Below are 26,049 nucleotides of genomic sequence, written 5' to 3' on the forward strand. Positions count from 1 at the left end.
TACCCATGCTCAGTTATCGCCACAGCTTCCACGCTGGCAACCATGCCGACGTCCTCAAACACACCGTTCAGAGCCTGATCATTGAATCGCTTAAAGAGAAAGAGAAGCCGTTTCTCTATCTGGACACCCATGCGGGCGCGGGCCGTTATCAGCTGAGCGGCGAGCATGCCGAGCGTACCGGCGAATACCTTGAGGGCATCGCCCGCATCTGGCAGCAGGACGACCTGCCCGCCGAGCTGGAGCCTTACATTGGCGTGGTGAATCACTTCAACCGCAACGGCCAGCTGCGCTACTACCCTGGCTCACCGCTGATTGCCCGCCAGCTGCTGCGCGAGCAGGACAGCCTCCAGCTGACCGAACTGCACCCGAGCGACTTCCCGCTGCTGCGTTCTGAGTTTCAGAAAGATAACCGCGCCCGCGTCGACAAAGCCGACGGCTACCAGCAACTGAAAGCCAAGCTGCCGCCGGTTTCCCGTCGCGGCCTGGTGCTGATCGACCCACCGTACGAAATCAAAACCGACTATCAGGCGGTGGTGACCGGCATTCACGAAGGCTACAAACGTTTTGCGACCGGAACCTATGCCCTGTGGTACCCGGTGGTGCTGCGCGCGCAGATTAAGCGCATGATCAAAGACCTTGAGGCGACCGGCATTCGTAAAATCCTGCAGATTGAGCTGGCGGTACGCCCGGACAGCGACCAGCGCGGCATGACCGCTTCCGGCATGATCGTCATTAACCCGCCGTGGAAGCTGGAAGCGCAGATGAACAACGTGCTGCCGTGGCTGCACAAAACGCTGGTGCCAGCCGGAACGGGCCACGCCACCGTCAGCTGGATCGTACCGGAGTAATTGCAGCCATCGGTGGAAACTATTGATTTCAGGTATACAATCGCGGCAATTCACGATTAAGGACAAAAGCTATGACTAAGCATTATGACTACATCGCAATCGGCGGCGGCAGCGGCGGCATCGCCTCCATCAACCGCGCGGCCATGTACGGCCAGAAATGTGCGCTGATTGAAGCCAAAGCGCTGGGCGGCACCTGCGTGAACGTGGGTTGTGTACCGAAAAAGGTGATGTGGCACGCGGCGCAAATCCGTGAAGCGATCCATATGTACGGTCCGGACTACGGCTTTGACACCACCATTAACAATTTCGACTGGGACAAGCTGATCGCCAGCCGTACCGCCTACATCGACCGCATTCACACCTCGTACGACAACGTGCTGGGCAAAAATAACGTCGACGTGATTCACGGCTTCGCCCGCTTTGTGGACGCGAAAACGATCGAAGTGAACGGCGAGACGATCACCGCCGATCATATCCTGATCGCCACCGGCGGCCGTCCGAGCCACCCGAATATTCCGGGCGCGGAATACGGTATCGACTCCGACGGCTTCTTCGAGCTGCCTGCTCTGCCTGATCGCGTGGCCATTGTGGGCGCAGGTTACATCGCGGTTGAGCTGGCTGGCGTGATTAACGGCCTGGGCGCAGAAGCGCACCTGTTCGTGCGTAAACACGCACCGCTGCGCAGCTTTGACCCGCTGATCGTCGATACGCTGGTTGAAGTGATGAACACCGAAGGCCCAACCCTGCACACCAACGCCGTGCCTAAAGCGGTCGTTAAAAACGCGGACGGCAGCCTGACCCTTGAGCTGGAAGATGGCCGCAGCCAGACCGTTGATTGCCTGATCTGGGCGATTGGCCGTGAACCGGCGAACGACAGCTTTAACCTGGCGGTGACCGGCGTGAAAACCGACGAAAAAGGCTACATCGTCGTCGATAAGTTCCAGAACACCAGCGTACCGGGCATTTACGCCGTCGGTGATAACACCGGTGCGGTTGAACTGACGCCGGTGGCCGTTGCGGCGGGCCGTCGTCTCTCCGAGCGTCTGTTCAACAACAAGCCGGACGAGCATCTGGACTACAGCAACATCCCGACCGTGGTCTTTAGCCACCCGCCAATCGGCACCGTCGGCTTAACCGAGCCGCAGGCGCGCGAGCAGTACGGCGATGACCAGGTGAAAGTGTATAAATCCGCGTTCACCGCGATGTATACCGCCGTCACCTCTCACCGTCAGCCGTGCCGCATGAAGCTGGTCTGCGTGGGCCCGGAAGAGAAGATTGTCGGTATCCACGGCATCGGCTTCGGCATGGATGAGATCCTGCAGGGCTTTGCGGTGGCGCTGAAGATGGGTGCGACCAAGAAAGACTTCGACAACACCGTGGCTATCCACCCAACGGCGGCGGAAGAGTTTGTCACCATGCGATAATGCAGAAGCCCCTCTCCGGAGGGGCTTTTTTTATTCACATACATAAATCGTTGCAAAACGAATGCTCCGAAAAGAGTGATCTACCGCACATATCCCTCCACATCTACCGAAGCGAATGTCTACGCTTATAGGACGCCCGGAGAAACCTGTCTTCAGAACACACAACCGGAGGTCCCTATCACCATGTTCAACCAGAAACTACAGGCTACCGAGAACATCGAATTCGAGATTGCAGAAGAACTGCGCTACGAGACCGATCCCTGCGAGTTAAAACTGGATGAGATGATTGAGGCGGAGCCGGAACCCGAAATGATCGAGGGGCTACCCGCCTCCGATGCCCTGACGCCCGCCGATCGCTACCTTGAACTGTTCGAGCACGTACAGTCGACGCGGCTGTTTGCGGACAGCAAAACCTTCCCCGACTGCGCGCCGAAGATGGATCCGCTGGATATTCTGATCCGCTACCGTAAGGTCAGACGGCACCGGGATTTCGACCTGCGCCAGTTCGTGGAGAACCACTTTTGGCTGCCTGAAACCTACAGCACGGAATATGTCTCCGACCCCGGACTGTCGCTGAAAGAGCACATTGATAGCCTGTGGCCCGTCCTGACGCGCGAACCGCAGGACCATATTCCCTGGTCGTCCCTGCTGGCGCTGCCGCAGGCCTATATCGTGCCCGGCGGGCGATTCAGCGAGACCTACTACTGGGATTCGTACTTCTCCATGCTGGGGCTGGCGGAAAGTGGTCGTAACGATCTGCTGAAGTGCATGGCGGATAACTTCGCGTGGCTGATCGAACGCTACGGCCATATCCCTAACGGCAACCGCACCTATTATCTCAGCCGCTCGCAGCCGCCGGTCTTTGCCCTGATGGTGGAGCTGTTTGAAGAGGACGGCGTGCGCGGCGCGAAGCGCTACCTCGACCATCTCAAAATGGAGCATGCCTTCTGGATGGACGGCGCGGAGTCGCTACTGCTTAATCAGGCCTACCGCAGCGCGGTGCGCATGCCGGACGGTTCATTGCTGAACCGCTACTGGGACGACCGTGACACCCCGCGCGACGAATCGTGGATTGAAGACGTGGAAACCGCCCGCCACTCGGGCCGTCCGCCGAATGAGGTCTATCGCGATCTGCGTGCGGGAGCAGCGTCTGGCTGGGATTACTCCTCCCGCTGGCTGCGCGATCCGGCGCGGCTCGCCAGCATCCGCACGACGCAGTTTATCCCCATCGATTTGAACGCCTTCCTGTTTAAGCTGGAGAGCGCGATTGCCAATATCTCGGCGTCGAAAGGGGATAAAGAGACGGCCGAGCTGTTCCGCCAGAAGGCCACCGATCGCCGCGCGGCGGTGAACCGCTATCTGTGGGACGAGGAGAGTGGCTGTTACCGCGATTACGACTGGCGACGCGAGCAGATGGCGCTGTTTTCTGCCGCCAGCATTGTGCCGCTGTATGTTGGAATGGCGACGCACGAGCAGGCAGAACGTTTATCTGACGCGGTAAAAGCGCGTCTGCTGACGCCGGGTGGGATTCTGGCAACCGAGTACGAAACCGGCGAGCAGTGGGATAAACCCAACGGCTGGGCGCCGCTGCAGTGGATGGCGATCCAGGGGTTCAAGCAGTACGGCAACGACTCGCTGGGGGATGAAATCGCCTGGAGCTGGCTGCATACGGTGAACCACTTCTACAAGACGCACCACAAGCTGATTGAGAAGTACCACATCGCCAGCAGTACGCCGCGCGAAGGGGGCGGCGGGGAGTATCCGCTACAGGATGGCTTCGGCTGGACGAACGGCGTGGTGCGACGGTTGATTGGGTTGTATGGGGAGCCTTGAGAGGGGTGCGATCTGGCCCCTCTCCCCTCCGGGGAGAGGGGGAAAACGTTAGCGAATCACCTCATAAATGGCGGTCTGAATAGACTGCCATTTTTTCGTGGTGGCATCCGGCTGTGACTGCGCGCGTCGCGTTGCCATCTCAAGATCGTGCTTCTGGCGCTTCACCACGGCCGGCACGGTGCAGAACGCTTTCAGATACTCTTTACGTATTGACGTCAGGGACTCGCCGTTTGACATGGCGTGGCTAAGCGTATTGATGAAACGACGACACGGCTTCTCTTCTGCCATGTTCTGCCGATAGCGCAGCATAAGCTCCAGAACGTCGTCATAGCCTGCCGACATCGCCTCTTCGGTCCATGACAGCTTCCAGTCCATCCCACCCTGCAAAAAGAGCAGCGCCACGCGGGTATCGTTGCGGTTAATCGCCGAACGGAAATTACTCTCGTCCCAGGTCACTCCCATGCGCGTCAGCGTCTCGCGCGAAGAAGGGGTTTCGCGCATCTCCTGCGGCGGAGCCGCCGCTTGCGCCGTATTTTCGGCCGCAGGCTGCGGTTTGCTGCTGGTCACCAGCCAGAAGCCGCCTACCACGATGGCAATCACCATCACGCCGACCGCTCCCCATAGCGCACCGGAGATAAGCTGCTCACGCTGTTCGGGCGTCCGCGGGGCGCGCTGGGTCGGCTTTTCAATCGTGTCGCGGACTTCAAATAGATCCCCACCGGTAACCCGATCCATTTTTTGCGCCTTTTCCCAGAACGCGTGCAGCTCGCTGGCATCCACCGCCATGAATCCGGCCGGGTTGACGCGCGTTCTCCCCTCTTCAAACGCGCGTTGAACCGGACGGGAGATCTGCATGTAGTAGTTATCCAGCAGCTGAATTTGCGCCGAACTTAACGTTTTCTGCACCGTAATGCTGTTGCGGATTTGCCGGATGTCGTCGAGGAAGGTTTGCAGCGTTTTGCGCGGCTCCACCAGGAGCGTCAGCATGGACGGGTCGTTAAACAGCGAGGCGTAATAGCGGCTGAACTCTTTTTTATCCACCAGCATTTGCGCCAGTTCACTGAACATCATGCCGCTCAGGACATCGTTGATTTCGCCATGCTTCAGCCAGCGCCGTACGCGGTCAGCGTTAAATAAGGTTTTAAGATGATTATTGAGCCGCACCTGATCGGGCCAGGCCTGCTGAATGAGGCCTTTAATCATTAATTCAATTGCGCGTACCTGCTTGTGCGCCTGCTGTTGCTGGAGTTCGCTTCCCGGGGCCAGCTCGGTGCTGTAGGTCAGAAGCGGCTGCTGCAGACGAAGATGTTCCAGCGTAGTCACAAACCGCATCGCCGCAATAAGCTGGTTTTCACTGACATCCTGCCCGCTTTCGTACTGCGGGACGCGCTGCTGCAGCAGGCGCAGCTGCAGCGTAAATTCCGACATCTCGGCATCATTCAGGTTAAGCTTCTTCGCAACCGTAGCCCATCCCCCGAGCCCTAAACGCGCGCTGTCCAGCTGTTCCAGAAACCAGCGTGGATCTTTCCCCTCAGAAACATGTACATTCAGAAGAAGCAAGATTTCCACCGACGCCTGGCGAATGACCGCCAGACAGTGTTCAAACTGTTCGCGGATATGATGTGATGTGCTGAGAGTCATTGTTTTCCTTAAGCGACAGCGAAGACATCCGGAATGGGCACTAACGGCCGTTTTTCTTTTTATTTATACGCGCTTAACCATACCTGACTTTCTGTTGAAATAAAGTGACAACCCTAAAATCATTTAAAATGTTTCAGGAGAATCTTAATGCCAGTTTTAATGACCTCACGCCTGAACTGCTCGCCCCTGCAGGAGCAAGACTGGCCCTTTTTTCTGGCGTTGCAGCAACACCCCGAAGTCATGCGCTTTGTGGCGGAGAACCGCCCCGTCGCAGCGATCCGGGAGGCGTTTGATTCGCGCCTGACGCCCTGGACGCCAGGCAGCGCGCACTGGCTGTGCCTCGTCGTACGTGATGCCCTCTCACAGGCCCCGCTGGGCGTTACCGGGTATATTCATCGGGAAGAAGATTGCGCCGAAGTGGGCTTTCTTTTTGCCCCCGAGGCGCAGGGCAAAGGTTACGGCTTCGAATCCCTGCAGGCGCTTTGCGATTACGCCTTTCATCAGGGCGGTATTCGTCGGCTCACCGCCACCGTCACCGCGGGAAACGTCGCCTCCAGGCGTCTGCTGGAAAAAGCCCGCTTCCAGCTGGAAGGCGAGCTACGTGAAAGCTATTACCTTTCCGGTCGCTGGCAAAATGACTGGTTATTTGGGTTATTACGGCAGGAATACCTGAACAATAATTCCTGATCAACAGCCATTTGGCGGATATTGCTCGTACCGCGATTCCTCTACAGTATCGCCATTAAGAGGAAACGAATATGAACGGTCATGCGCTAAATATATCTTCTGCCGCCATAGAATTAATAAAGAAACATCAAGGGCTTTCACTGGAGAAATATCGTGATGAAAAGGGTGTATGGGTTATCGGCTATGGGCATGTGATCCGCGAACGGGAAAATTTTCACGGCCTTATCACGCCTCTTCAGGCGGAATATTTACTCCATGAAGATATTCAGCTGTGTGAAACGCTGCTGCGGGAAAAGTGTATACATCCATTAACCCAGCAGCAGCATGACGCGCTGGTACTGATGATACTGAGTTTCGGCGTGACGTCTTCACTCCCGAAAGCGCTGCTTCAGGCCGTCGCCCGGGTGTAGTACATGGCTGCCTGGGTTCGGTTTTTTACCTCCAGCCGGCGAAAAAGCGCTTCCAGATGCGCTTTTACCGTGGCCGCACTGATGTTGAGATTGCGACCAATCTCTTTGTTTGATTCGCCCGCCGCCAGCAGCTTCAGCACCTCACGCTGACGCTCGCTTAAGGAAAGTAACGACTGCGCTGACGATTGCTGGCTGACCCACTCAGCGGGAAAGCAGACCATCCCTCTGGACACGGAATCCAGCACGGCGGCAAACCGCTCAGGGTTGGCGTTACGGGGGATAATAGCCATCACGTTTCGCTGCATGAGTTGTTCAACCCATCGGGTCTCTTTTTTTGCCAGAACCATCATCACCCGTACCGACGGGAAGCGATGCATGATTTCATCCAGGAAAGAACTCTCCTCATCCTGAATTAAATTGCCGTCAATCATGACGATAGCAGACGGTGACGCGGATATTTGCGTCCATAAATCGTCTGCCTGACAAGCCCCCGTTATATTTATTTCAGGAATTAATTTCTGCAAACCGTGTATCGCTCCATGAATAAATATCGACTGCCTGTCAAACATGATTACTCGCATCGTATTTCTCCCTCTGAGAATAGCGAAGGGGGATTCTACATAGGCGCTATTTAAGAAAAAACTCAATGAATGGAGAGGTTACAAATCCGCCAGTGGTTTTTATATTTACCCGCATTTTGACACATCCATATTAAGGATTTCCTTAAGGGGTTCCCTCCCCTTAACATCAGTCATCACAGGAACATACCGCCTGATACTTCAATACGTTGCGCGTTCATCCAGCCAAGCTTATCGCTAAGCAGCGCCGCAATGGCATCCCCGATATCGTCCGGCAAACCTACCCGCCCCAGCGCCGTCTGCGACGCCAGCATCTGGTTAAGCTGCGCGTTGTCGCGCACGCGCCCACCGCCAAAGTCGGTTTCGATCGCGCCTGGTGCGATAATATTGACGGAGATACCGCGCGCTCCAAGCTCCTTCGCCTGATAGCGGGTGAGCACTTCCATCGCCCCTTTCATGGCCGCGTAGGTGCCTGAGCCTGGCTGGGTGAAGCGGGCCAGTCCACTGGAGACATTGAGGATCCGCCCCCCGTCGTTAAGCAGAGGCAGCAGGCGCTGCGTCAGGAAGAAAGGCCCTTTGAAGTGAATGTTCAGCGCCTCATCAAACTGGGCTTCCGTCGTTTCGGTATAGGGTGCGTATAAACCCGTTCCGGCATTGTTCAATAAATAATCAAATGTTTCGCGCTGCCAGACGCTCTTCAGGATCTCCTGAAGCTGTTGAGCAAAATTTTCGAAACTGGCGATATCCCCGACGTTGAGCTTTAATGCCGCCGCCTTGACGCCTTTTTCCTGAATTTCGCGCACAACTTCCAGCGCTTCCTGCTGGCTATGATTGTAGGTCAGGATAATTCCCGTGCCGTCAGCAGCCAGCTTTAACGCAGCGTTTTTACCTAAGCCGCGGCTACCACCCGTCACTAATGCGATACGTTCAGTCATCATAAACCTCGTTTTGGCTGTTATGGAGATTGAGAAAGAGCTTATTAGGTGATAGAAGATCAATAAAGATGGGTAATAACGCTTCACTGTTTCAGTGCAAACAACAATGAGCTTCATCTATGGATAAAATTCACGCAATGCAGCTGTTTGTTCGCGTCGCGGAACTGGAGAGTTTTTCCCGCGCGGCAGAGACATTAACGCTGCCGAAAGGCAGCGTTTCCCGGCAAATTCAGGCACTGGAAAACCGGCTTGGCACCCAGCTACTGCACCGTACCACGCGCCGCGTCAGCCTGACGCAGGACGGCATGGTCTATTACGAACGGGCAAAAGATCTGCTGGCGAATCTGGATGAGCTGGACGGTATGTTTCAGCACGATCCCTCCAGCATCAGCGGAAGGCTGCGCGTGGATATGCCCGTTGGCGTTGCTCGAAATGTCGTCATCCCCAAACTGCCTGCGTTTTTACAGCAGTATCCGGGTATCGAACTGGAGCTCAGCAGCAGCGATCGTCTGGTGGATGTGGTCCGGGAAGGGTTTGATTGCGTCGTCCGCGTGGGTTCCCTGAAGGACTCAGGGCTGATAGCCCGTCCGCTGGGCAAGCTGTCGGTGATAAACTGCGCCAGCCCGGATTATCTGGCGCGTTTTGGCTACCCTGACACGCTGGACGATTTAGGCTCGCACGCCGTGATTCATTATGCCGCGATGCTGGGAAGCCGCCCTCAGGGCTTTGAATTTTATAACGGCAGCACGACGCAGTGGATAAAAACGGGCGGGGTGCTAACCGTCAACAGCACAGAAACTTACCAGGCCGCCTGCCTTGCCGGGCTGGGGATCATTCAGGCCCCGCGCGTTGGGGTGCGCGACCTGCTGCGCGCAAAGAAACTGATTGAGATCCTCCCGCAGTATCGCGCGGAACCGATGCCTGTCTCCCTGATTTACCCCCACCGGCGCAACCTCTCTCGCCGGGTTCACCTGTTTATGGAGTGGCTAACCGAACTCACAAAAGCTTACGTGGACTAGTCGCAAGCTATAATTCAGTAACATCCAGCCAAACGAAAAAGGAAAAGACGCGTGACGCCGGAAAATAACCCGCAACGACCCACCCAACATTTAGATTATGAACCCATCAAGAAGATGGAAACCGAGCCGGAAGAGGCTAAAGCCCCTGGTACAGCCAGCAAGGCGCTGGGCACCGTCACCAGCCTGGCGGAGAGAATTCAGCAGTTTCCCATTGTTGCGCATCTTATACGTGCGACCGAGCGCTTTAATGACCGCATGGGGAACCAGTTCGGTGCCGCGATCACCTATTTTTCGTTCCTGTCGATGATCCCCATCCTGATGGTGTCGTTTGCTGCGGCCGGTTTTGTACTCGCGTCACATCCAACGCTGCTGCAGGATATTTTCAATAAGATCCTGAATAACGTCAGTGACCCGACCCTCGCCACCACGCTGAAAAGCACGATTAACACCGCCGTTCAGCAGCGCACCACCGTCGGGATCGTCGGTTTGCTCATCGCCCTTTACTCCGGCGTTAACTGGATGGGCAACCTCCGCGAAGCTATTCGCGCTCAGTCGCGCGAGGTGTGGGAGCGTAAACCGCAGGATCAGGAGAAAATTTGGGTTAAATATTTCCGCGACTTTGTTTCGCTGATAGGCCTGCTTATCGCGCTCGTCGTCACGCTCTCCATTACCTCCGTGGCGGGCTCCGCGCAGCAGATGATTATTTCTGCGCTCTATCTTGATTACATCGAATGGCTGAAGCCCGCCTGGCGCGGGATCGGGCTGGCGATTTCTATCTTCGCCAACTACCTGCTGTTCTTCTGGATTTTCTGGCGCTTGCCTCGGCATCGTCCGCGTAAGAAGGCGCTGCTCCGCGGCACATTGATTGCGGCGATCGGCTTTGAAGTGATTAAGATCGTGATGACCTACACCCTGCCGTCACTGGTGAAATCCCCGTCCGGCGCGGCATTTGGCTCGGTGCTCGGGCTGATGGCGTTCTTCTACTTCTTCGCGCGTTTAACCCTGTTCTGCGCGGCGTGGATTGCCACCGCCGAGTACAAAGGCGACACGCGAATGCCCGGAAAAACACACCGTTAATTCCGCTCTCGGGCTGATATTTCAGCCCGACTCATCATTTCAGCATATAAATCCAGTCCGTAACTTTTATTTAACCGAAAACCAGTTTTATCCACCAATATTTAAAAAACGTGAAGCATTTCATGGAAGCATTTTGGCTGGCCTGAACATTATCCGCTTTTTGTTGATTTTATAATCAGGAAGCGACTTTGTTACAGATTGAAATGTCGCTTTTGCTGTGCGTAATATGGCCTTTCGTTCGACAAAAAATAAGAAAATATTATGCAATCAACAGCCACAACACTCGACTCTGGTGCGGAAAACGTCCCGGTAAACTCGCGCAATAAAGTTGTCGTCGCATCGCTGATTGGCACCGCCATTGAGTTCTTCGACTTTTACATTTACGCCACCGCAGCGGTCATCGTTTTCCCGCATATTTTCTTCCCGCAGGGAGACCCGACGGCGGCGACGCTACAGTCTCTGGCGACCTTTGCTATCGCGTTTGTGGCGCGTCCGATTGGCTCCGCGCTGTTTGGACACTTCGGCGATCGTATTGGGCGTAAAGTCACCCTGGTGGCCTCGCTGCTGACGATGGGCATCTCCACCGTGGCGATCGGCCTGCTGCCGACCTACGAAACCATCGGCATTCTGGCGCCGGTCCTGCTGGCGCTGGCGCGTTTTGGTCAGGGTCTGGGGCTGGGCGGTGAATGGGGTGGCGCGGCGCTGCTGGCGACCGAGAACGCCCCGCCGCGTAAACGCGCGCTGTACGGTTCATTCCCGCAGCTTGGCGCGCCGATTGGCTTCTTCTTTGCCAACGGGACCTTCCTGCTGCTCTCCTGGCTGCTGACGGACGAACAGTTCATGAGCTGGGGCTGGCGTATTCCGTTTGTCTTCTCGGCCGTGCTGGTGCTGATTGGCCTGTATGTGCGAGTTTCCCTGCATGAGACGCCGGTGTTCGCAAAAGTAGCCGCGGCGAAAAAACAGGTAAAAGTGCCGCTGGGCACCCTGCTGACCAAACACGTGCGCGTGACCGTGCTGGGCACGTTTATCATGCTGGCGACCTACACGCTGTTCTACATCATGACGGTGTATTCCATGACCTACAGTACCGCTGCCGCACCGGTTGGTCTGGGCCTGCCGCGTAACGAAGTGCTGTGGATGCTGATGATGGCGGTGATTGGGTTTGGCGTGATGGTACCGATTGCCGGCCTGCTGGCGGATAAGTTTGGTCGTCGTGCGAGCATGATTACGATCACCACGCTGATCATTCTGTTTGCTCTGTTCGTCTTCCCGCCGCTGCTGAGTTCAGGTAGCCCGGCGCTGGTGATGGCGTACCTGCTGATTGGCCTGAGCCTGATGGGGCTGACCTTCGGCCCGATGGGCGCGCTGCTGCCGGAGCTGTTCCCGACGGAAGTGCGTTATACCGGCGCGTCGTTCTCCTATAACGTCTCGTCTATTCTGGGCGCGTCCGTAGCACCGTATATCGCCACCTGGCTGCAGGCAAATTATGGTCTGTTCTACGTGGGCGTTTATCTGGCGGCCATGGCGGCGCTGACGTTGATTGCGCTGCTGCTGACGCATGAGACTAAGCATCAGGCGCTGTAATTCATTGCGGCCTGATGCCCTCACCCCGGCCCTCTCCCACAGGGAGAGGGAGAAAGGCGTTACTTCTTCATCTGCGACAAAATCGTCCGGCATTGATTCGCCTCGCCTTCTGACGGCGAAATCAACGCCAGCAGCGCGGCGGCCGGGGTGACCAACGTCGCGAGGGCTGCGGCCACCGCGCCACGCGCAATCAGCGGCCCGGGCTTGACGCCCGCCTGCGGATTTTTGAAGGTCCCACGAACGTAAAGCGGCGAGCGCAGGGTAATAATACGAATCCCCTTACTTTCCGGATCGATGGTCAAATCCAGCTGCTCGGAGGCCATGCTGGCGGTACCGGTCACGTTAATCACCGCGTTTTCCGTGTCGAAGGCAAAAATCTGCGGACGCGCCACGCCATTAACCAGATCCACATTCGCCGCCGCGCAGTTCACCCGCACCTCGTCATCGCCAAAGATTTGCCCGATGATAAAGTTACCGACGTTTAGCCCCAGGATCTCCATCAGGTTGCGGCTGACCAGACCGTCGTTCATTAACAGTTTCAGGTTACCGTTGCCGCTGCCCAGCAGCGCCGCCACGGAATTCCCCACCCCGCGAATGTCCGCATCGCCGTTCATTTCACCGAGGGTTTTCTGCATCAGCTCCACGTTCGGCATCAGCTCTTTCAGCTTCAATCGACGCGCCTGGATCTCCGCCCGCCCCTGCATCGGCTTTTTATCGCCTTCCAGGTGAATGTTGGAGGAAATCGTCCCGCCCGCCATGCCAAACTTCAGCGGCTGCAGGCGCAGGTCGGCATTTTTCAGGATGATATGCGTCGAGAGATCGCTCAGCGGCAGCGTGCTGCCATGCTCAATCTTGCGCCCTTTGAAGCGCACATCTGCGTCCATCACGTCCCACTTATCTGTTTCAAAGCGATCGTAAGGCAGCACTTTTCCCGCAGGCTGAACGTCCTTCTTAACCTCTTTTGACTTTGTCCCTTTGCCCGAATCCACGCCTATCAGCGGGCCAAGATCGGCCAGACGCAGCTGGCGGGATTCGACATCCCCTTCCAGTTTTGGCCGTGGTTTTCCGGTGGTGTAGGTCAGCGTGCCGTGAATATCGCTGTCGCCGATGCGGCCGTTGAAATCCCGGTAGTCAAAAACGGACGATTTTTCGGTATCAATTTTGGCAACCAAATGCCCGTCCGTTTCGAACGGCGGGGTATCCGGCAGCAGTACGCCAGTCAGTTCATACAGTTCGCCAAGCGAGTCACCGGCGAACTTGAGCTGCAGGTCGACGCCCCCCATGTTCATCGGGTCGTTGACCGTCCCCACAAACGCCACGCGCGTATTCCCCGAGCGGAAATCCGCCTGCACCGGGAACGGCGTGCCTTCGCTCCGGAGCGCCAGCATGCCGCCGATTTTCCCTTTCCCGTTAAGCGGCTGGCCGTTGTAGCGCCCTTTTGCCGTCAGGCCGAAGACATAATCACCCGCTTTGGCGCTATCGCCTTTCGCTTTGTTGCCCGTGACTTCGCTAAACGGCAGCGGTTTACCCAGCGGATCGACCAGGATCTCCACGTCTGCCTTGCTGACCTTATCGTCGATGGCGATCCGCCCGCGATCGAAAAGAATATTGTCCAGACGGAATGACCACGAAGAGGGCTGGGCATTCGGATCTTTTTCGCCGTCGCTGGCAAGGTTAAACGTCCAGTTATTGTTTTTTTCAGAGAGGCGGATCAGGCGCGCATCGGGCTGCTGGAGCTTGATCCACGGTAGATAGACGGTTTTGGTCAGGAGCGCTAGCGGCGCCAGCGTGGCTTCCACGCGCGGCAGATGCACCATGGTCACTTCGGGGATATCCGGCGGGTTGCCGAGAATAATGTCGTCGGCGTGGACGTGCGGCCAGGGGATCCAGCTTCGCCAGCCGGTCTCCTCTTTCTGACGCTCCCATACCACACCCAGATCGCCACGAATGGCGAAGGGACGGTTCAGCTCAGTTGAGACTTTCTGGTTGATGGTCGGCTTAAGGCGGTTCCAGTCAAACGTCGCGATAATGATGACGACGATCGCGATCAACAACAAGAAAATCCCTGTAATCCAGGAAATGACCCTGGTTGTTTTTGTCATTGTTATCCCCTTTCCTGATGACCTGTCCTGTAAAACTATAGTCCAGACAAAGGGAAACGGGGTTATCAGAGGGTCGTTCTGGCGCTTTCGAGGAGATCCATCGGCACGGGGCGAGAGAGGAAATAGCCTTGCGCCGCCGCTGCGGGAGAGTTTTGCACATCACGCCACTCTTCCAGCGTTTCCACGCCTTCAACGATCACCCCCTGGCAATAGCGATTCATCAACTGCAATAACAGCGTAAACAGATTCCGCCCTTCCGGGGTCTGGCGCAGCATGATGAACAGATCGCGGGCCACCTTGATGTAGTCATAGCGCACTTCGCTGAGGGCCGAGAAGTTCGCCATACCGGTGCCAAAGTCATCCAGCCACAGCGGGCCAAATTCACACATTGACGCAAACGAGGAATCCTGCGGCAGGCGCACGTGCTCCACTAGCTCAAAGCGCAGCCACGGCAGGGTGGCGATCAGCTCCTGCAGCTTCGCGTTCTGACGCAGTGCCAGCAGAGTTGGGCCATCCACGTTCACCGAGGCGAGGATCGTATGCTGCTCGAAAAAGGCCTGTTTCGTCGCCAGCATACGGAGCTGCTCTTCCAGCACGTCCAGACGCTGGCGAACGGCAACTTCGGCAAAGTAGCGATCCGGCGCGATGCGCTGAGTAGGGTTTGAGGGATGCGTAACGACGGTCAAAATCTCAATTGCCATCAGCCGACCGTCCGTTCGATAGATCGGCTGCCAGGTGTACGCGCGCTCACATTGCAGCCAGTAGCGATGCTCCTGCAAGTTCTCAATACTTGCCTCAGGCGTAGTGCTCAGCCGCTGGATAACCTGCTCTGACTTCATTTCAGATGTCCTGTTGTTGGGATAGCCTTTCTGGACTCGTCACAGGATTATCGGCGCGATAATTGAGAACTTTATGTTCAATTCACCGTGAAAATGAAATTAAGATGACAGAAATTTGCCGGAACACGCGCTGGCTCAAATAAAATAATGGAACACCGTTTTAATATAGTTGACCATCTAATTCACTCGGCGCACACTGCTGAAAATTCTTCTGTTCAGGTTCACGACTATGTCCAAAAAAATTGCCGTGATTGGCGAATGCATGATTGAGCTGTCACAAAAAGGCGCGGAAGTCAGCCGCGGATTTGGTGGCGATACGTTAAACACCTCGGTTTACATTGCCCGTCAGGTTGCGCCTGAGGCACTCACCGTGAACTACGTCACCGCCCTCGGCACGGACAGCTTCAGCCAGCAGATGCTGGAAGCCTGGCAAAGTGAACATGTTGACACCTCGCTGATCCAGCGTATGGAAAACCGCCTGCCTGGGCTTTACTACATCGAAACTGACAGCACCGGCGAACGCACGTTTTATTACTGGCGTAACGAAGCCGCGGCCAAATTCTGGCTGGAGAGCGACGCCGCTGGGGCCATCTGCGAAGAGCTGGCGACGTTTGACTATCTCTATCTGAGCGGCATTAGCCTGGCGATTTTAAGCCCGACCAGCCGCGAAAAGCTGCTCTCGCTGCTGCGCGAATGCCGCGCCAACGGCGGGAAGGTGATTTTTGATAACAACTACCGCCCGCGCCTGTGGGCCAGCCGCGAAGAGACGCAGCAGGTTTATCATCAGATGCTGCAGTGCACGGACATCGCCTTCCTCACGCTCGATGATGAAGACGCCCTGTGGGGTGAAAAGCCGGTTGAGGACGTGATTGCCCGCACGCACGCAGCAGGCGTGAGCGAAGTGGTGATTAAGCGCGGCGCGGAGTCGTGCCTGGTCGCGATTGCGGGTGAAGCGGTGGTTGAGGTCCCTGCGGTGAAGCTGGCCAAAGAGAAAGTGATTGATACCACTGCGGCGGGGGATTCCTTCAGCGCGGGCTACCTGGCGGTACGCCTGACGGGGGGAACGCCGGAAGCGGCGGCACAGCGTGGGCACCTGACGGCCAGCACCGTGATTCAGTATCGCGGAGCGATTATTCCGCGCGAGGCGATGCCTGTTTAGTTTCCCCTAACCCTCTCCCCAAAGGGGAGAGGGCCAGCGTGAGGGGGTTACTGCCCCTGCGGAATATCCGACGCGTCCTGGTGTAGATCATCAGCCGTTGCAGCCTGCGCCGGCTGCGACGCGGTAGCCATAATGGAATCCCAGGTCTTCTGAAGTTCCTTCATGTCATATTCCGGCTCGCCTTTCGGCTGCAGAAGGATCAACGCCATATCCTGCGACAGTTGCTGACGTAAATCCTGATTCAGCATATTCACAGTCAGACCGTTCAGGAAGTCCTGACGCAGCTTCTGGTACTGCTCAGGCGCAATGTCGACAACCTGATTCTGCAGGGAGCGAATCCGCTGGCTGATCAGAATGTCGGTATCGGCGCGAGCGTAGGTGGCAAACAGCTTCTGCAGCTCCAGTTTTTTCTGGGCCAGCAGCGCGTTGAACTCCTCTTCAGAGAGCCCCTCTTTACGCACTTTTGCCAGCTCTTTCGCCACCACACCCAGGTTCGCATTCAGTTTATCGCCCGGAGATTCAACGTTAATGGCACATTGCGCACGCTGGAACAGCACGCGGCAGTCAAAGCCAAGGCCAATGTTCTTCACGTTGTTTTTGCTGAGCGTCTGCTGAACGTGCCAGAACAACGCTTCACGCGCCAGATCGGCACGCCAGTAGCGCAGCAGCGCCGCAGACTCGCGAATAGGCTGCCAGGCGTTATCCCACATCACGGAGAGCCTGTCCTGGCGCACGGTGTCCGTCATAATGCTGACAGGCTCGGCGCGCAGCGGAGAGAGCGTCGGGACAGGGGCTGGCGTTTCGCGTTTGCCCTTCAGATCGCCAAACGCTTTGTTTATCTGCTCAACCACCGCGCGGCTATCCACATTGCCGACGACGATCAGCGTCATCGCGTCCGGGGTGTACCATTTCTGGTAGAACGATTTTACCTGTTCGACGTCCACCGGCTGCTTCAGCGGCTCTGCCGGATCGTGCCCCAGCAATGTTGAGCCTTTCAGACGGTAACGCCACCAGCCCTCTTTGGTATCCGCAGGCCAGGTCGCCACCATGTCGCCGTTGCTCAACGCATAGTTCACGGTGTCCGGCGTAATCGCCAGGTTGCCAGAGGCATCGGAGAGATAGGTAAGGGCTTCTTTAAGCAGGTCGTTACGGTTATTTGGCAGGCTCAGGTTAAACATGGTGTAGTCATAGGAGACCACAGCCGGAGGAAGGGGACGTTTCGGATCGATGGCCTGTTGCCACAGCGAACGCACCTGTACTGCCTGCAAGCTGCCGCTCTGCGTGAGCGCCAGACGGGGAATAAAATGGCTAAAACCGGTTTGCTGAGTGCTTTCCGTAAGGGAGCCGGTATTTACGGACAGACGGATTTCAATACGATCGCTGGGACGCTGTGGAGTAGATAACACCTGCCACTGAAAACCGTTCGCTAGCGTGCCTTGTTGCCAGGCCGGGTCTGGCTGGAGCGCATCTGCCTGCACATAACTGGCTGCTGCCATCATCAGCAAACCGCCGGTTAAGAGTCGAATTTTTGTGCCCTGCATGTGAACCCCTGATCAACATTCCTGGTTAAAAAGAGTGTCTCGCGACGCGCTGCACTCTAAAAGATGACGATGAAAACACGTCGATTAGACCGCGCGTTCGGCAAAACGTCACGGTCCGAAGTGAAATATACCCAAAAAAAATCTTGTCGAATTATGACAGGTATGAACAGTTATTATGCGCAGGAGCCCGCATCCCGACAAGGGAATGCGGGCAATTGTGACAAGATTAGGAGGTTAAACCAGGATTTTTGCTATCAGACGCGCGATTATTCAGCGTATCGTTGAGCTTCTTGTGATCCAGCTCTTTCACCCATTTCGCGACCACCACCGTGGCCACGCCATTACCCACCAGGTTGGTAAGAGCACGCGCCTCAGACATAAAGCGGTCAATACCAAGAATCAGTGCCAGACCCGCCACCGGCAGATGCCCCACCGCAGAAATGGTGGCCGCCAGCACGATAAAGCCGCTGCCCGTCACGCCCGCCGCCCCTTTAGACGACAGCAAGAGCACCACCAGCAGGGTGATTTGATGGAAAATATCCATATGGCTGTTGGTCGCCTGGGCGATAAACACGGCCGCCATCGTCAGGTATATCGAGGTACCGTCAAGGTTGAAGGAGTACCCCGTCGGGATCACCAGGCCGACCACTGATTTACGGCACCCGAGCTTTTCCATCTTGTCGAGCATACGCGGCAGCGCCGATTCTGAAGAGGAGGTCCCCAGAACAATCAGCAGCTCTTCACGGATGTAGCGGATGAATTTGAAAATGCTGAAGCCTGTCGCACGGGCGATGGAGCCCAGCACCACCACAACGAAAAGAATACAGGTGATGTAGAAGCAGATGATCAGCTGACCCAGCTGCACCAGCGTGCCAACGCCATACTTGCCGATGGTGAAGGCCATCGCACCGAAGGCACCGATCGGCGCCAGGCGCATGATCATATTGATGATGCCAAAGATGACCTGCGAGAAGCTTTCAATCACGTTGAAGATAAGCTGGCCTTTGCTGCCCAGACGGTGCAGGGCGAAGCCAAACATCACGGCAAACAGCAGCACCTGCAGAATGTTTCCGCTGGCGAAGGCGCCGATGACGCTGCCAGGGATGACGTCCAGCAGGAAGGCGACCACGCCCTGATCCTTCGCCTGTTCGGCATAGACCGCAACCGCTTTGGCATCCAGCGTAGAGGGATCAACGTTCATACCCGCGCCAGGCTGTACCACGTTGACGATGACCAGACCAATAATCAGCGCAAGGGTACTGACCACTTCAAAGTAGAGAAGCGCCACTGCACCGGTACGGCCCACTGCCTTCATGCTTTCCATGCCAGCGATGCCCGTTACCACCGTACAGAAGATCACCGGGGCGATGACCATTTTAATGAGCTTAACGAACGCGTCGCCAAGCGGTTTCATTTGCGCGCCCAGCTCCGGGTAATAGTGACCCAGCAGAATACCGATGGCGATGGCTGTCAGGACCTGGAAATAAAGACTTTTAAAGAGTGAGGTTTTCATAGGGTGTCCTTGGGAAGAAAAACCACAGGCTTTGTAAGGTTATGGTTAACCTGCGGCTCTAAAATAACACCCGTATAACAGGACAGAAATAAACCCGGTTCAAATTTGAAACACAAATGTTAAGAACTTTGAACTGGCTCGCACAAGCCAGCAACAAAATTACACTTTTGCGTTATGGTCAGCGCCAGAAAGGTATCGCTGCTCGAAGACATCCGGCGGCACCGCGGGGGCAAAAAGGTAGCCCTGGCCGCTCTCGACGCCCGCCTCTGCCAGCCAGACGCGTTGCGCTTCGGTTTCAATCCCCTCGGCAATAAGGTGCACCTTGAGGCTGCGCGCCATCTGGACGATGGCCTGCACCATGCTGCTGTCCTCCGGCAGCCCGTCGACAAACGATTTATCGATTTTGAGCACGTCCACCGGCAGGGCTTTCATGTGCTGAAGCTGGCGCAGCCCGGCGTAGCCCATACCAAAATCGTCCAGCGCGATGCGAATGCCGGCATTGCGCAGCGGCTTCAGGATGGCCACCGCGTCGTTAGGATCGTCAATGCGCCGGCTCTCCGTCACTTCCAGCGTCAGCGTATCAGGCTTGATCCGGTAGCGGTGGATCAGCTCCAGCATCTCGGAGACCATCGTCGGATGCATAAGCTGCAGGGCAGACAAGTTGACCGACAGCGGCAGCGTTACGCCGCGCTCCTGCCAGGCGGCAAGCTGGCGGCAGGACTCCTCCAGTACCCAATAGCCAACGGTGACCATCAGGCCGCACGATTCGATGCGCTCAATCAGCCCCTCCGGCAGCTCCCAGGAGCCATCCGGCTGCTGCAGGCGGAGCAGCGCCTCGGCGCTTTTCACTTCCCCCGTCTGTAAATTCACCTGCGGCTGTAGCCAGAGGGCGAACTGACGGTTATCCAGCGCGGTCAGGATATCGCTCTCTTCCGTCAGGCGCTGCTGCGCCTTTTCCATCTGCTCCGGGTCGAAGAACTGGATCTGATTTTTCCCTTTGCGCCGGGCGGTAAACGCCGCCGAGAACGCGCGGCGGTACAGCTGTTCCGCCGTTAAATCACCGTAGTACATGGCGATACCGATACTGGCGCTCGGACGAAGCTGGATGCCCTGCACGGGCAGCCGCTCATTTATGACAGTGAGTACTTGCTGACCTAATGTGATGGCGTGCCACGGCTCTTTCACGCCGTTGGCAATCACCACCAGGTCGTAACCGCTGACCTGGGTCAGCACCATGCGCGGGGCAAGGACAGACTTCACCTTTTCCACCAGCGTCAGCAACAGCATTTCACGCTGGCTCTCCTTGAGCACGCCCGCCGTGTCCTGCAGGGTTTCACAGGCAATCACCATCAGCGCCGTGGTTTGCTGCCGCGCAACGGTCTGCTCCAGCATTGCCATCAGAAACGCTTTATTAGGTAGCTCCGACACCGGGAAGCGCGTGGCGCTGTTGTTTAGCTCATCCTGATGACGCTGGATGCGCTGCTGGTTGAGGTTGTAGCTGCGCACCAGCATACCGATCTCATCGTCTTGATGCAGACGCGGCAGCTCAAGCTGGTGCCCCAGTTGATCCTGCGGCGAAAGCCCATTCAGCTCGCGGGCGATACGGCGCAGCGGGTGAACAATGAGGCGGTTTATACACCACGTCAGCGCTACGCTGATGATCAGGGTCATAAGTAAGCAAGTGGTCACTAACGTAACCACCCAACTCATGACGAATTTATACATCCGGTACGAGTCCGCCTGCAGAACCAGGTAGGCCAGTGGCTGCGGATTGGCAGGACGTTCCAGCGAATAGAGAGGCAGAGAAATTTGCACCGGCAGCTCAAACAGGCGCATCACCATCATCGGGACGGGACGCTCCGGGATAAAACTCATCCGCAACGCCTGGAACTGGTTGGGTAAGACGACATCGGCGCGGCTAACGACCCCGGCAGGCTGAATGCGCTTTAAGATGGTTTCCGCTTCGGGAATGTCCCCTTTCAGGATCGAGGCGGAGAGCGGGCCGCGCACCGAGCGGGCGATACTTTCTAACTGCGAAGCCGTGTTATAGCGATTCTGCTGTACGGAATGAAACAGCAAAATTACGCAGAAGAGCAGTACAAACAGCATAGTGACGGCAGAGACCATCGCCATTTGTTTGATCGTTAAGGAACGGCTGACACGCAAAATGACTCTCCACAAAACTCGAAGCGCAGGGCACGCCAGGGTGTAAACCTGGCGCGCCTGAGTATACCCGATTGCCGCGCTATTAAGAGAGACTTACAAATGGATTAAGGAAAATCCGATTACCAGTCCGCATAAGGAATAAGCGGCTGCGGCGGTAAGTCCATATCGCCCTGCCAGCCTGCAGCAGAGTAGCGCACATAAATTAGCGCATGGCTTGGGGTGTAATCTTTCGCTTCCTGAATATCTACGCCCATGCCCACAAACCAGTTGGAGGTGACCCGGCGTTCGATAATTGCCCGCGCGGTATAACCCGTCCCGGAGGAGGAGCTGCCGGTTTCCATCGCGCCACGGTCGGTATAGCGGCCTGGCTCATCGGTCGGGATCAGGCTCTGGATCGGGTAACGCAGCTCGTCTTTGGTTTTGGAGTGGGACCAGGACACCGAGCCACCCAGCTCCCAGGACCAGTTTTCCGTACGCTTACGCCAGGTCACCGGCAGCGCGAAGGAGACATACTCCTGCGGGCTGTAGTAGCCGCCCTGACCGAGGGAATAGCCGCTCAGATCCTTATCGTAGTGCCAGAGCATATTGGAGACGCCGACCGTCAGGCGCTCGTTGTTTTTATTAATGAGCTTGTAGTAATAACCCGTCATCCAGCGGACGCGCCAGTTATCTTCCACATTTTTACCGGTCAGCGTTTCCGCGTTCAGGCTTGACCAGACGCCGTTCGCCTCGCCTTTGTCATAGCTGATGCTTACCCCGCCGCCGGTCGCGCGCACGCCGCCCCAGGTGGTGCCGGTATTGGTATCTTTTTGCCCGGCGAACGCCAGCAGAGAGCTGGAGATAGGCCGACGATGGGCGTTGACGGTATAGCCGATGGGGCCTAAATCGCTGCTGTAGCTGATACCGCCCACCACGTCGACGACGTCAAAGCCCATTGGCGTGGTACCAATATCCATCGCCCAGGTTTTATTCTGCCAGCCAACGGCGACGCTGGCGCCGCTGTCGCTCTGGCTGGTGTTGCCGCTACACGGCGTGTCGTAGCAGGTCCCCCATTTAGGGTCGTAGGTTCCGTTATTGTTATCAAAGGTGCCAGCGTCCATGTTGACCAGATCGCTTCTGAAGAACATGCGCCCGTCAGAGAGCGGGGCGTCCACCTGGAGCATGGTGGTATGCGCTTTCAGGTCGGAATAGCCGCCCGTGCCGCTGGAGCCCCAGTAGTCGTGCTGCAGCGTGACGTTAACATCCTGCTGACGGTACAAATCACCGGCGTCACTGCGCACGCCGCGCTTCAGCCAGTCATCTTTTTCATCGTTACGCGTCAGACGGGTGAAACTGTCATTGTCCACCGGACGCGTCGTGGTGATACCGGACGACACCATCGCATCTTTATACGTCTCCAGCGCCTGCTGCGGCTGGCCGTTTTGCGTCTGGAAGCGGGCAGCATCACGCAGCACCAGCGCGCTTTCCATGGAGGCGGGCTGCGATTTGGCCTGCGGAATGATTTTGCTGAAGGTCTGTTCTGCGGCAGAGGAATCGCCCAGACCTGCCTGCGCCATCGCGATCCGGCGCTGCATATTGAGCGACGGCGGCTGGCCGTTTTGCGCTGCGGGCAGTTTCGCGAGCTCCGCACGGGCGGCATCTTTGTTACCTTCCGCGCTGTAAATTTCGGTCAGACCGAGGATCGCGTCTTCGTTCTGCGGCTCACGCTGCAGGACGGCGCTGTACGTCGTTTTCGCCGCGTTCAGATCGCCACGCTGCTGCGCCCAGTCCGCCAGCGTCAGGTCGATGCGGGTTGAGGCAGGCTGTTGACGCAGAAGATTTTCTGCCTCCTGCTCTTTGCCGCTGTCGCGCAGGCGGTTGGCGGTTTCCAGCACCTGATTGCTTTGCAGACGGTCGGCAAGTTCCTGAATATTGCCGTTCCACTGGCTGCGCGGCAGGGTATTCAGATGCGCCAGCGCAGCCCGGTCCTGATCGTTTCCGGACAGGTAGAGCCCGTTGGCATACACCTGCTCCGGGTCAGACGGTTTCTGGCTGGCAAGCTGGCGCATCAGGGTATCCGCCTGGCTGCGCTGGCCCGCGCTGTAGAGATCGCGCGAGAGACGATACGTTATCCAGACGTCACCGGGCGAGAGTGCCAGACGGCGACGCTGAATGTCTGCCGCCTGAGCGTATTTCCCCTGACTCTCCAGCTGTTCTGCCTGGGCGGAAAGCTGCTCGTTAGTCAGGCTACGCTCAATATCATCAATACTCCGGCGCTGGCTGGCAGAGAGCGACTGGATAAACTGCGAAGCTTTCTCCGGGGACTGCGCGCGGTAAACATTGGCAAGGCCGCGAACCGCATTGCTGTTGCTGCTGTCCATACGTAACGCCTGGCGGTAATAACGCTCCGCCGCGTCGTTATCTTTACGCGCGGCGGCAGCATCTCCCAGCCCCAGCACCGCATAGCTGTCGGTATTGTCGACGTTGCGCGCCTGCTGATAGTAACGCTCCGCCTGCGCCGGGTTATTCGCCTTCAGCGCCGCATCCCCCTGCTGGATCAGCAGCCAGTAGCGGTTAACCTTCAGCAAGCTGTCCCATTTCCCGCGGTTATCGCTCTGCGGATCGAGGGCAATCGCCTTTTCAAACTGTGCCACCGCGCGGGCGCGGTCGCCTTTCTGGGAATAGGCCTGCCCCAGAGCCCCCACCGCTTCACTGTCGGCATGGTTGGCGCTGACGGCTTTTTGCAGCTCCGCCACCGCCTTACTCCCCTGCCCGGCATCCACTGCCGCCAGCCCTTCCGCTTTCGCGCGGAACGCCGGGTCAGCGAGCTGCTTTTGCTGCGCCTCAAGCTGGGCGCGCGCCGCCGCGACGCTATCGCCGTCGCTGAAGACGGTCAGGTATTTTTGCAGCGCGGTGACGCTGGCGCTGCTGGCTGGCTGGTCTTTGATCTGCTCATACCACATGTCAGAGGCCTGGCCGCGGCCGCCGGTGGATTTAGCCATCTCCTGCAGCACCGCAAAGCCTTCATCACGGCGTCCGCTCTGGAACAGAAGCTGGGCCAGCGTCGTCTGGAGCTGGGTATTCCCGGGGCTGCTGCTGTTTATTTTTTTCAGTTGGTTGATGGCCGAAGCGCGACGGGCAGGATCTTTCGCCACCACATTCCAGTATTCCGTCGCCACGTCGCCGCCCGGCGGGTTGCCGTCAAAGAGCTTGTCATAGGCGGCAATCGCCTCCTGCGTGTGCCCTGTCGTAGCGAGTAAGCGCGCCTGCTGAAGCTGCTGGCGGCCATCCGGGGTGGAAAGCAGCATGGTATTGCGTGAGGACTGGTACGCGCCGGAGTCAGGGGCGATCCCCTTCAGGCGGTCCAACTCTTTTTGCGCTCCGGCGTTATCGCCCTGGCGCAGCAGGTAGCGAAAGCGGGCGGCAATGACGTCAGGGTTGTTCGGATCGATCAGCTCAAGACGGTAGAGCGACTGACGAACCAAATCCTCGCGATGGGTCGATTCGCCCAGCCGAACCTGCTCCAGCAGCTGTTTCTGCTGCGGAGAGTTAACGGCCTGCGCCAGCGGCATCAGTGCCAGCCCAAGCGATAGAGTGAGTAGATTTACTGTGAACTTGCGCATTCCTGGCCCCAATCCGGTATTAATTCACCCTTAGCGGTGAAGCGAAAACGATGCTGATCCCATCCCTGACCAAAAAGAGTCAATACATAGCTGTAGTAGGCATTGTTATCGGGAAAATGATCTGCCACGCGCTGGCGCTGAACCGCCTGGGCATCGCGCTGCTGTAAAAACGGCAGCATCGCGGCAGAGAACCCGACCGGGCCATTGCCGGTGTGTTTACCCGTCGCCACATCCACTTTCTCCGGCGGCACGCCCTGTTTAATTGTCTTTGCCGCCATCGGCTGGAAGCGCGTCAGCAGCCGGGCTTTTTGAGGATCTTTATCGCTCATCATGCCCACCCAAAGGTAGACACGGATGGCGTCATACCCCCCTTCCAGCGTTTTATCCTGCTGTAGCTGCCAGCCTTTGTTTTTCTGATACTGCACCCAGTTCGGCGAGAATCCCTTCGGCGCGCTTTCCAGCAGCAGACGCAGATTGGTTTCACGCAGCGTGGTCCACGGGGCACCGTAGCGGGTGAAATAGCTCGCTAACTGTGGAGGAAGGTAGCTGGGGTTAAAGCGCCAGGCGTTTTCTTCGGCAAAACCGACTTTACCGGGAAGCAGCATTGAGCCGAGCCCCGGCACTTTCACTACTTCCTCGCTGGCAATGCGTTTTAGCAGTGCCTTGCCCGTTTGGGTATAGTCCGGGTCTTTCCATAACCGGCCCGCTTCGAGCAGCGACCAGGCAATCCAGACATCGGCATCTGAGGCGGAGTTGGTATCAATCACCCCCCAGTTTTCTTTGTCTTTCTGTCCCCAGAGCCAGGCGGGCAGACGATCGTTGAGATTGCCGCTGGCGAGGTTATCGCGCGTCCACGTCAGCAGCTGGTCAAACGCCTTGCGATCGTTAGCGGCCAGGGCAAAGAACAACGCATAGCTTTGCCCTTCCGACGTTGTAATTTTGCGCGTGTCGCTCGGATCGATGACGCGCCCGCCCTCGCTGATGTAATCCTTTTTAAACTGCTCCCAGGCAGGCCAGGTACAGGCGGCGCGAAGAGGGATCGCCGCCAGCATCAACGCTGCGACTACACACCAGCGAAAGGCTTTCATCAC

General features: G+C 57.1%; 19 protein-coding genes. 9 read left to right on the forward strand and 10 right to left on the reverse strand.

All coding sequences use genetic code 11. The annotated features are described in order from the left end of the window. Positions 1 to 5 precede the first annotated feature (5 nt). The 3 genes from A6013_RS20305 to A6013_RS20315 all read left to right on the forward strand — a co-directional run bounded on the left by A6013_RS20305 (position 6) and on the right by A6013_RS20315 (position 4,105). Positions 6 to 848, forward strand: a complete 843-nt coding sequence (locus A6013_RS20305) for a 23S rRNA (adenine(2030)-N(6))-methyltransferase RlmJ (RefSeq protein ID WP_048960796.1) — start codon at positions 6 to 8, stop codon at positions 846 to 848. Positions 849 to 919: 71 nt separating this feature from the next. Beyond that, entirely contained in the window at positions 920 to 2,272 is a 1,353-nt protein-coding gene (gene gorA, locus A6013_RS20310; protein WP_069733657.1) for a glutathione-disulfide reductase, read from the forward strand. Positions 2,273 to 2,455: 183 nt separating this feature from the next. After that, complete coding sequence (locus tag A6013_RS20315) at positions 2,456 to 4,105, forward strand: alpha,alpha-trehalase (protein ID WP_028014741.1); 1,650 nt, start codon at positions 2,456 to 2,458, stop codon at positions 4,103 to 4,105. Positions 4,106 to 4,153: 48 nt separating this feature from the next. Here A6013_RS20315 and A6013_RS20320 read toward each other — a convergent pair whose 3' ends face one another. After that, positions 4,154 to 5,746 carry an STY4199 family HEPN domain-containing protein gene (locus A6013_RS20320; protein ID WP_041911859.1) on the reverse strand — a complete coding sequence of 531 codons (1,593 nt, stop codon included), beginning with the start codon at positions 5,744 to 5,746 and terminating at the stop codon, positions 4,154 to 4,156. A 147-nt stretch (positions 5,747 to 5,893) separates the two neighbouring features. On the opposite strand from A6013_RS20320, the gene A6013_RS20325 reads away from it, so the two are divergent. Both A6013_RS20325 and A6013_RS20330 read left to right on the forward strand, forming a co-directional pair. Beyond that, the gene (locus A6013_RS20325) at positions 5,894 to 6,433 is read left to right on the forward strand and encodes a GNAT family N-acetyltransferase (protein ID WP_028014743.1); all 540 of its coding nucleotides are present in this window, start codon (positions 5,894 to 5,896) and stop codon (positions 6,431 to 6,433) included. A gap of 71 nt (positions 6,434 to 6,504) precedes the next feature. Beyond that, positions 6,505 to 6,843: a lysozyme gene (locus A6013_RS20330; RefSeq protein WP_028014744.1), complete on the forward strand. Its 339-nt coding sequence runs from the start codon at positions 6,505 to 6,507 to the stop codon at positions 6,841 to 6,843. Here the strand turns inward: A6013_RS20330 and A6013_RS20335 are convergent. Both A6013_RS20335 and A6013_RS20340 read right to left on the reverse strand, forming a co-directional pair. Then, positions 6,822 to 7,424, reverse strand: coding sequence for a response regulator transcription factor (locus tag A6013_RS20335; RefSeq protein ID WP_069733658.1), 603 nt, complete (start codon positions 7,422 to 7,424; stop codon positions 6,822 to 6,824). The genes A6013_RS20330 and A6013_RS20335 overlap by 22 nt on opposite strands. Before the next feature lie 173 nt (positions 7,425 to 7,597). Next, entirely contained in the window at positions 7,598 to 8,356 is a 759-nt protein-coding gene (locus A6013_RS20340) for an SDR family NAD(P)-dependent oxidoreductase (protein ID WP_069733659.1), read from the reverse strand. 119 nt (positions 8,357 to 8,475) lie between these two features. Between A6013_RS20340 and A6013_RS20345 the strand changes: the two genes are divergently transcribed. The 3 genes from A6013_RS20345 (at position 8,476) to A6013_RS20355 (ending at position 12,036) form a co-directional block, all read left to right on the forward strand. Next, positions 8,476 to 9,375, forward strand: a complete 900-nt coding sequence (locus A6013_RS20345; protein WP_028014747.1) for a LysR family transcriptional regulator — start codon at positions 8,476 to 8,478, stop codon at positions 9,373 to 9,375. A gap of 51 nt (positions 9,376 to 9,426) precedes the next feature. After that, positions 9,427 to 10,452, forward strand: coding sequence for an inner membrane protein YhjD (gene yhjD, locus A6013_RS20350; RefSeq protein ID WP_069733660.1), 1,026 nt, complete (start codon positions 9,427 to 9,429; stop codon positions 10,450 to 10,452). 261 nt (positions 10,453 to 10,713) lie between these two features. Further along, positions 10,714 to 12,036: an MFS transporter gene (locus A6013_RS20355; protein WP_028014749.1), complete on the forward strand. Its 1,323-nt coding sequence runs from the start codon at positions 10,714 to 10,716 to the stop codon at positions 12,034 to 12,036. A gap of 59 nt (positions 12,037 to 12,095) precedes the next feature. Here the strand turns inward: A6013_RS20355 and A6013_RS20360 are convergent, their stop codons facing one another. Together A6013_RS20360 and pdeH are read right to left on the reverse strand one after the other, a co-directional pair. Then, the gene (locus A6013_RS20360; protein ID WP_047367228.1) at positions 12,096 to 14,138 is read right to left on the reverse strand and encodes an AsmA family protein; all 2,043 of its coding nucleotides are present in this window, start codon (positions 14,136 to 14,138) and stop codon (positions 12,096 to 12,098) included. A 65-nt stretch (positions 14,139 to 14,203) separates the two neighbouring features. Further along, positions 14,204 to 14,977: a cyclic-guanylate-specific phosphodiesterase gene (gene pdeH, locus A6013_RS20365; RefSeq protein WP_041911854.1), complete on the reverse strand. Its 774-nt coding sequence runs from the start codon at positions 14,975 to 14,977 to the stop codon at positions 14,204 to 14,206. Between the two features lie 229 nt (positions 14,978 to 15,206). Between pdeH and A6013_RS20370 the strand changes: the two genes are divergently transcribed. Beyond that, positions 15,207 to 16,136, forward strand: coding sequence for a sugar kinase (locus tag A6013_RS20370; RefSeq protein WP_069733661.1), 930 nt, complete (start codon positions 15,207 to 15,209; stop codon positions 16,134 to 16,136). Positions 16,137 to 16,183: 47 nt separating this feature from the next. Here the strand turns inward: A6013_RS20370 and A6013_RS20375 are convergent, their stop codons facing one another. The 5 genes from A6013_RS20375 to bcsZ form a co-directional block, all read right to left on the reverse strand. Continuing rightward, positions 16,184 to 17,677, reverse strand: a complete 1,494-nt coding sequence (locus tag A6013_RS20375; protein WP_041911852.1) for a pitrilysin family protein — start codon at positions 17,675 to 17,677, stop codon at positions 16,184 to 16,186. A 226-nt stretch (positions 17,678 to 17,903) separates the two neighbouring features. Continuing rightward, a complete protein-coding gene (locus A6013_RS20380) occupies positions 17,904 to 19,190 on the reverse strand; it encodes a dicarboxylate/amino acid:cation symporter (RefSeq protein ID WP_028014754.1) in 1,287 nt (428 codons plus the stop codon). A gap of 159 nt (positions 19,191 to 19,349) precedes the next feature. Continuing rightward, positions 19,350 to 21,356 carry a biofilm formation regulator HmsP gene (hmsP, locus tag A6013_RS20385; protein ID WP_028014755.1) on the reverse strand — a complete coding sequence of 669 codons (2,007 nt, stop codon included), beginning with the start codon at positions 21,354 to 21,356 and terminating at the stop codon, positions 19,350 to 19,352. A gap of 119 nt (positions 21,357 to 21,475) precedes the next feature. Beyond that, positions 21,476 to 24,958: a cellulose synthase complex outer membrane protein BcsC gene (gene bcsC / locus A6013_RS20390; protein ID WP_069733662.1), complete on the reverse strand. Its 3,483-nt coding sequence runs from the start codon at positions 24,956 to 24,958 to the stop codon at positions 21,476 to 21,478. Continuing rightward, a complete protein-coding gene (gene bcsZ, locus A6013_RS20395) occupies positions 24,940 to 26,046 on the reverse strand; it encodes a cellulose synthase complex periplasmic endoglucanase BcsZ (protein ID WP_047363559.1) in 1,107 nt (368 codons plus the stop codon). The genes bcsC and bcsZ overlap by 19 nt, the downstream gene beginning before the upstream one ends. Between the last annotated feature and the right edge of the window lie 3 nt (positions 26,047 to 26,049).

The organism is Enterobacter sp. IF2SW-B1 (genome assembly GCF_001743375.1).
GTDB classification, from domain to species: domain Bacteria; phylum Pseudomonadota; class Gammaproteobacteria; order Enterobacterales; family Enterobacteriaceae; genus Enterobacter; species Enterobacter bugandensis.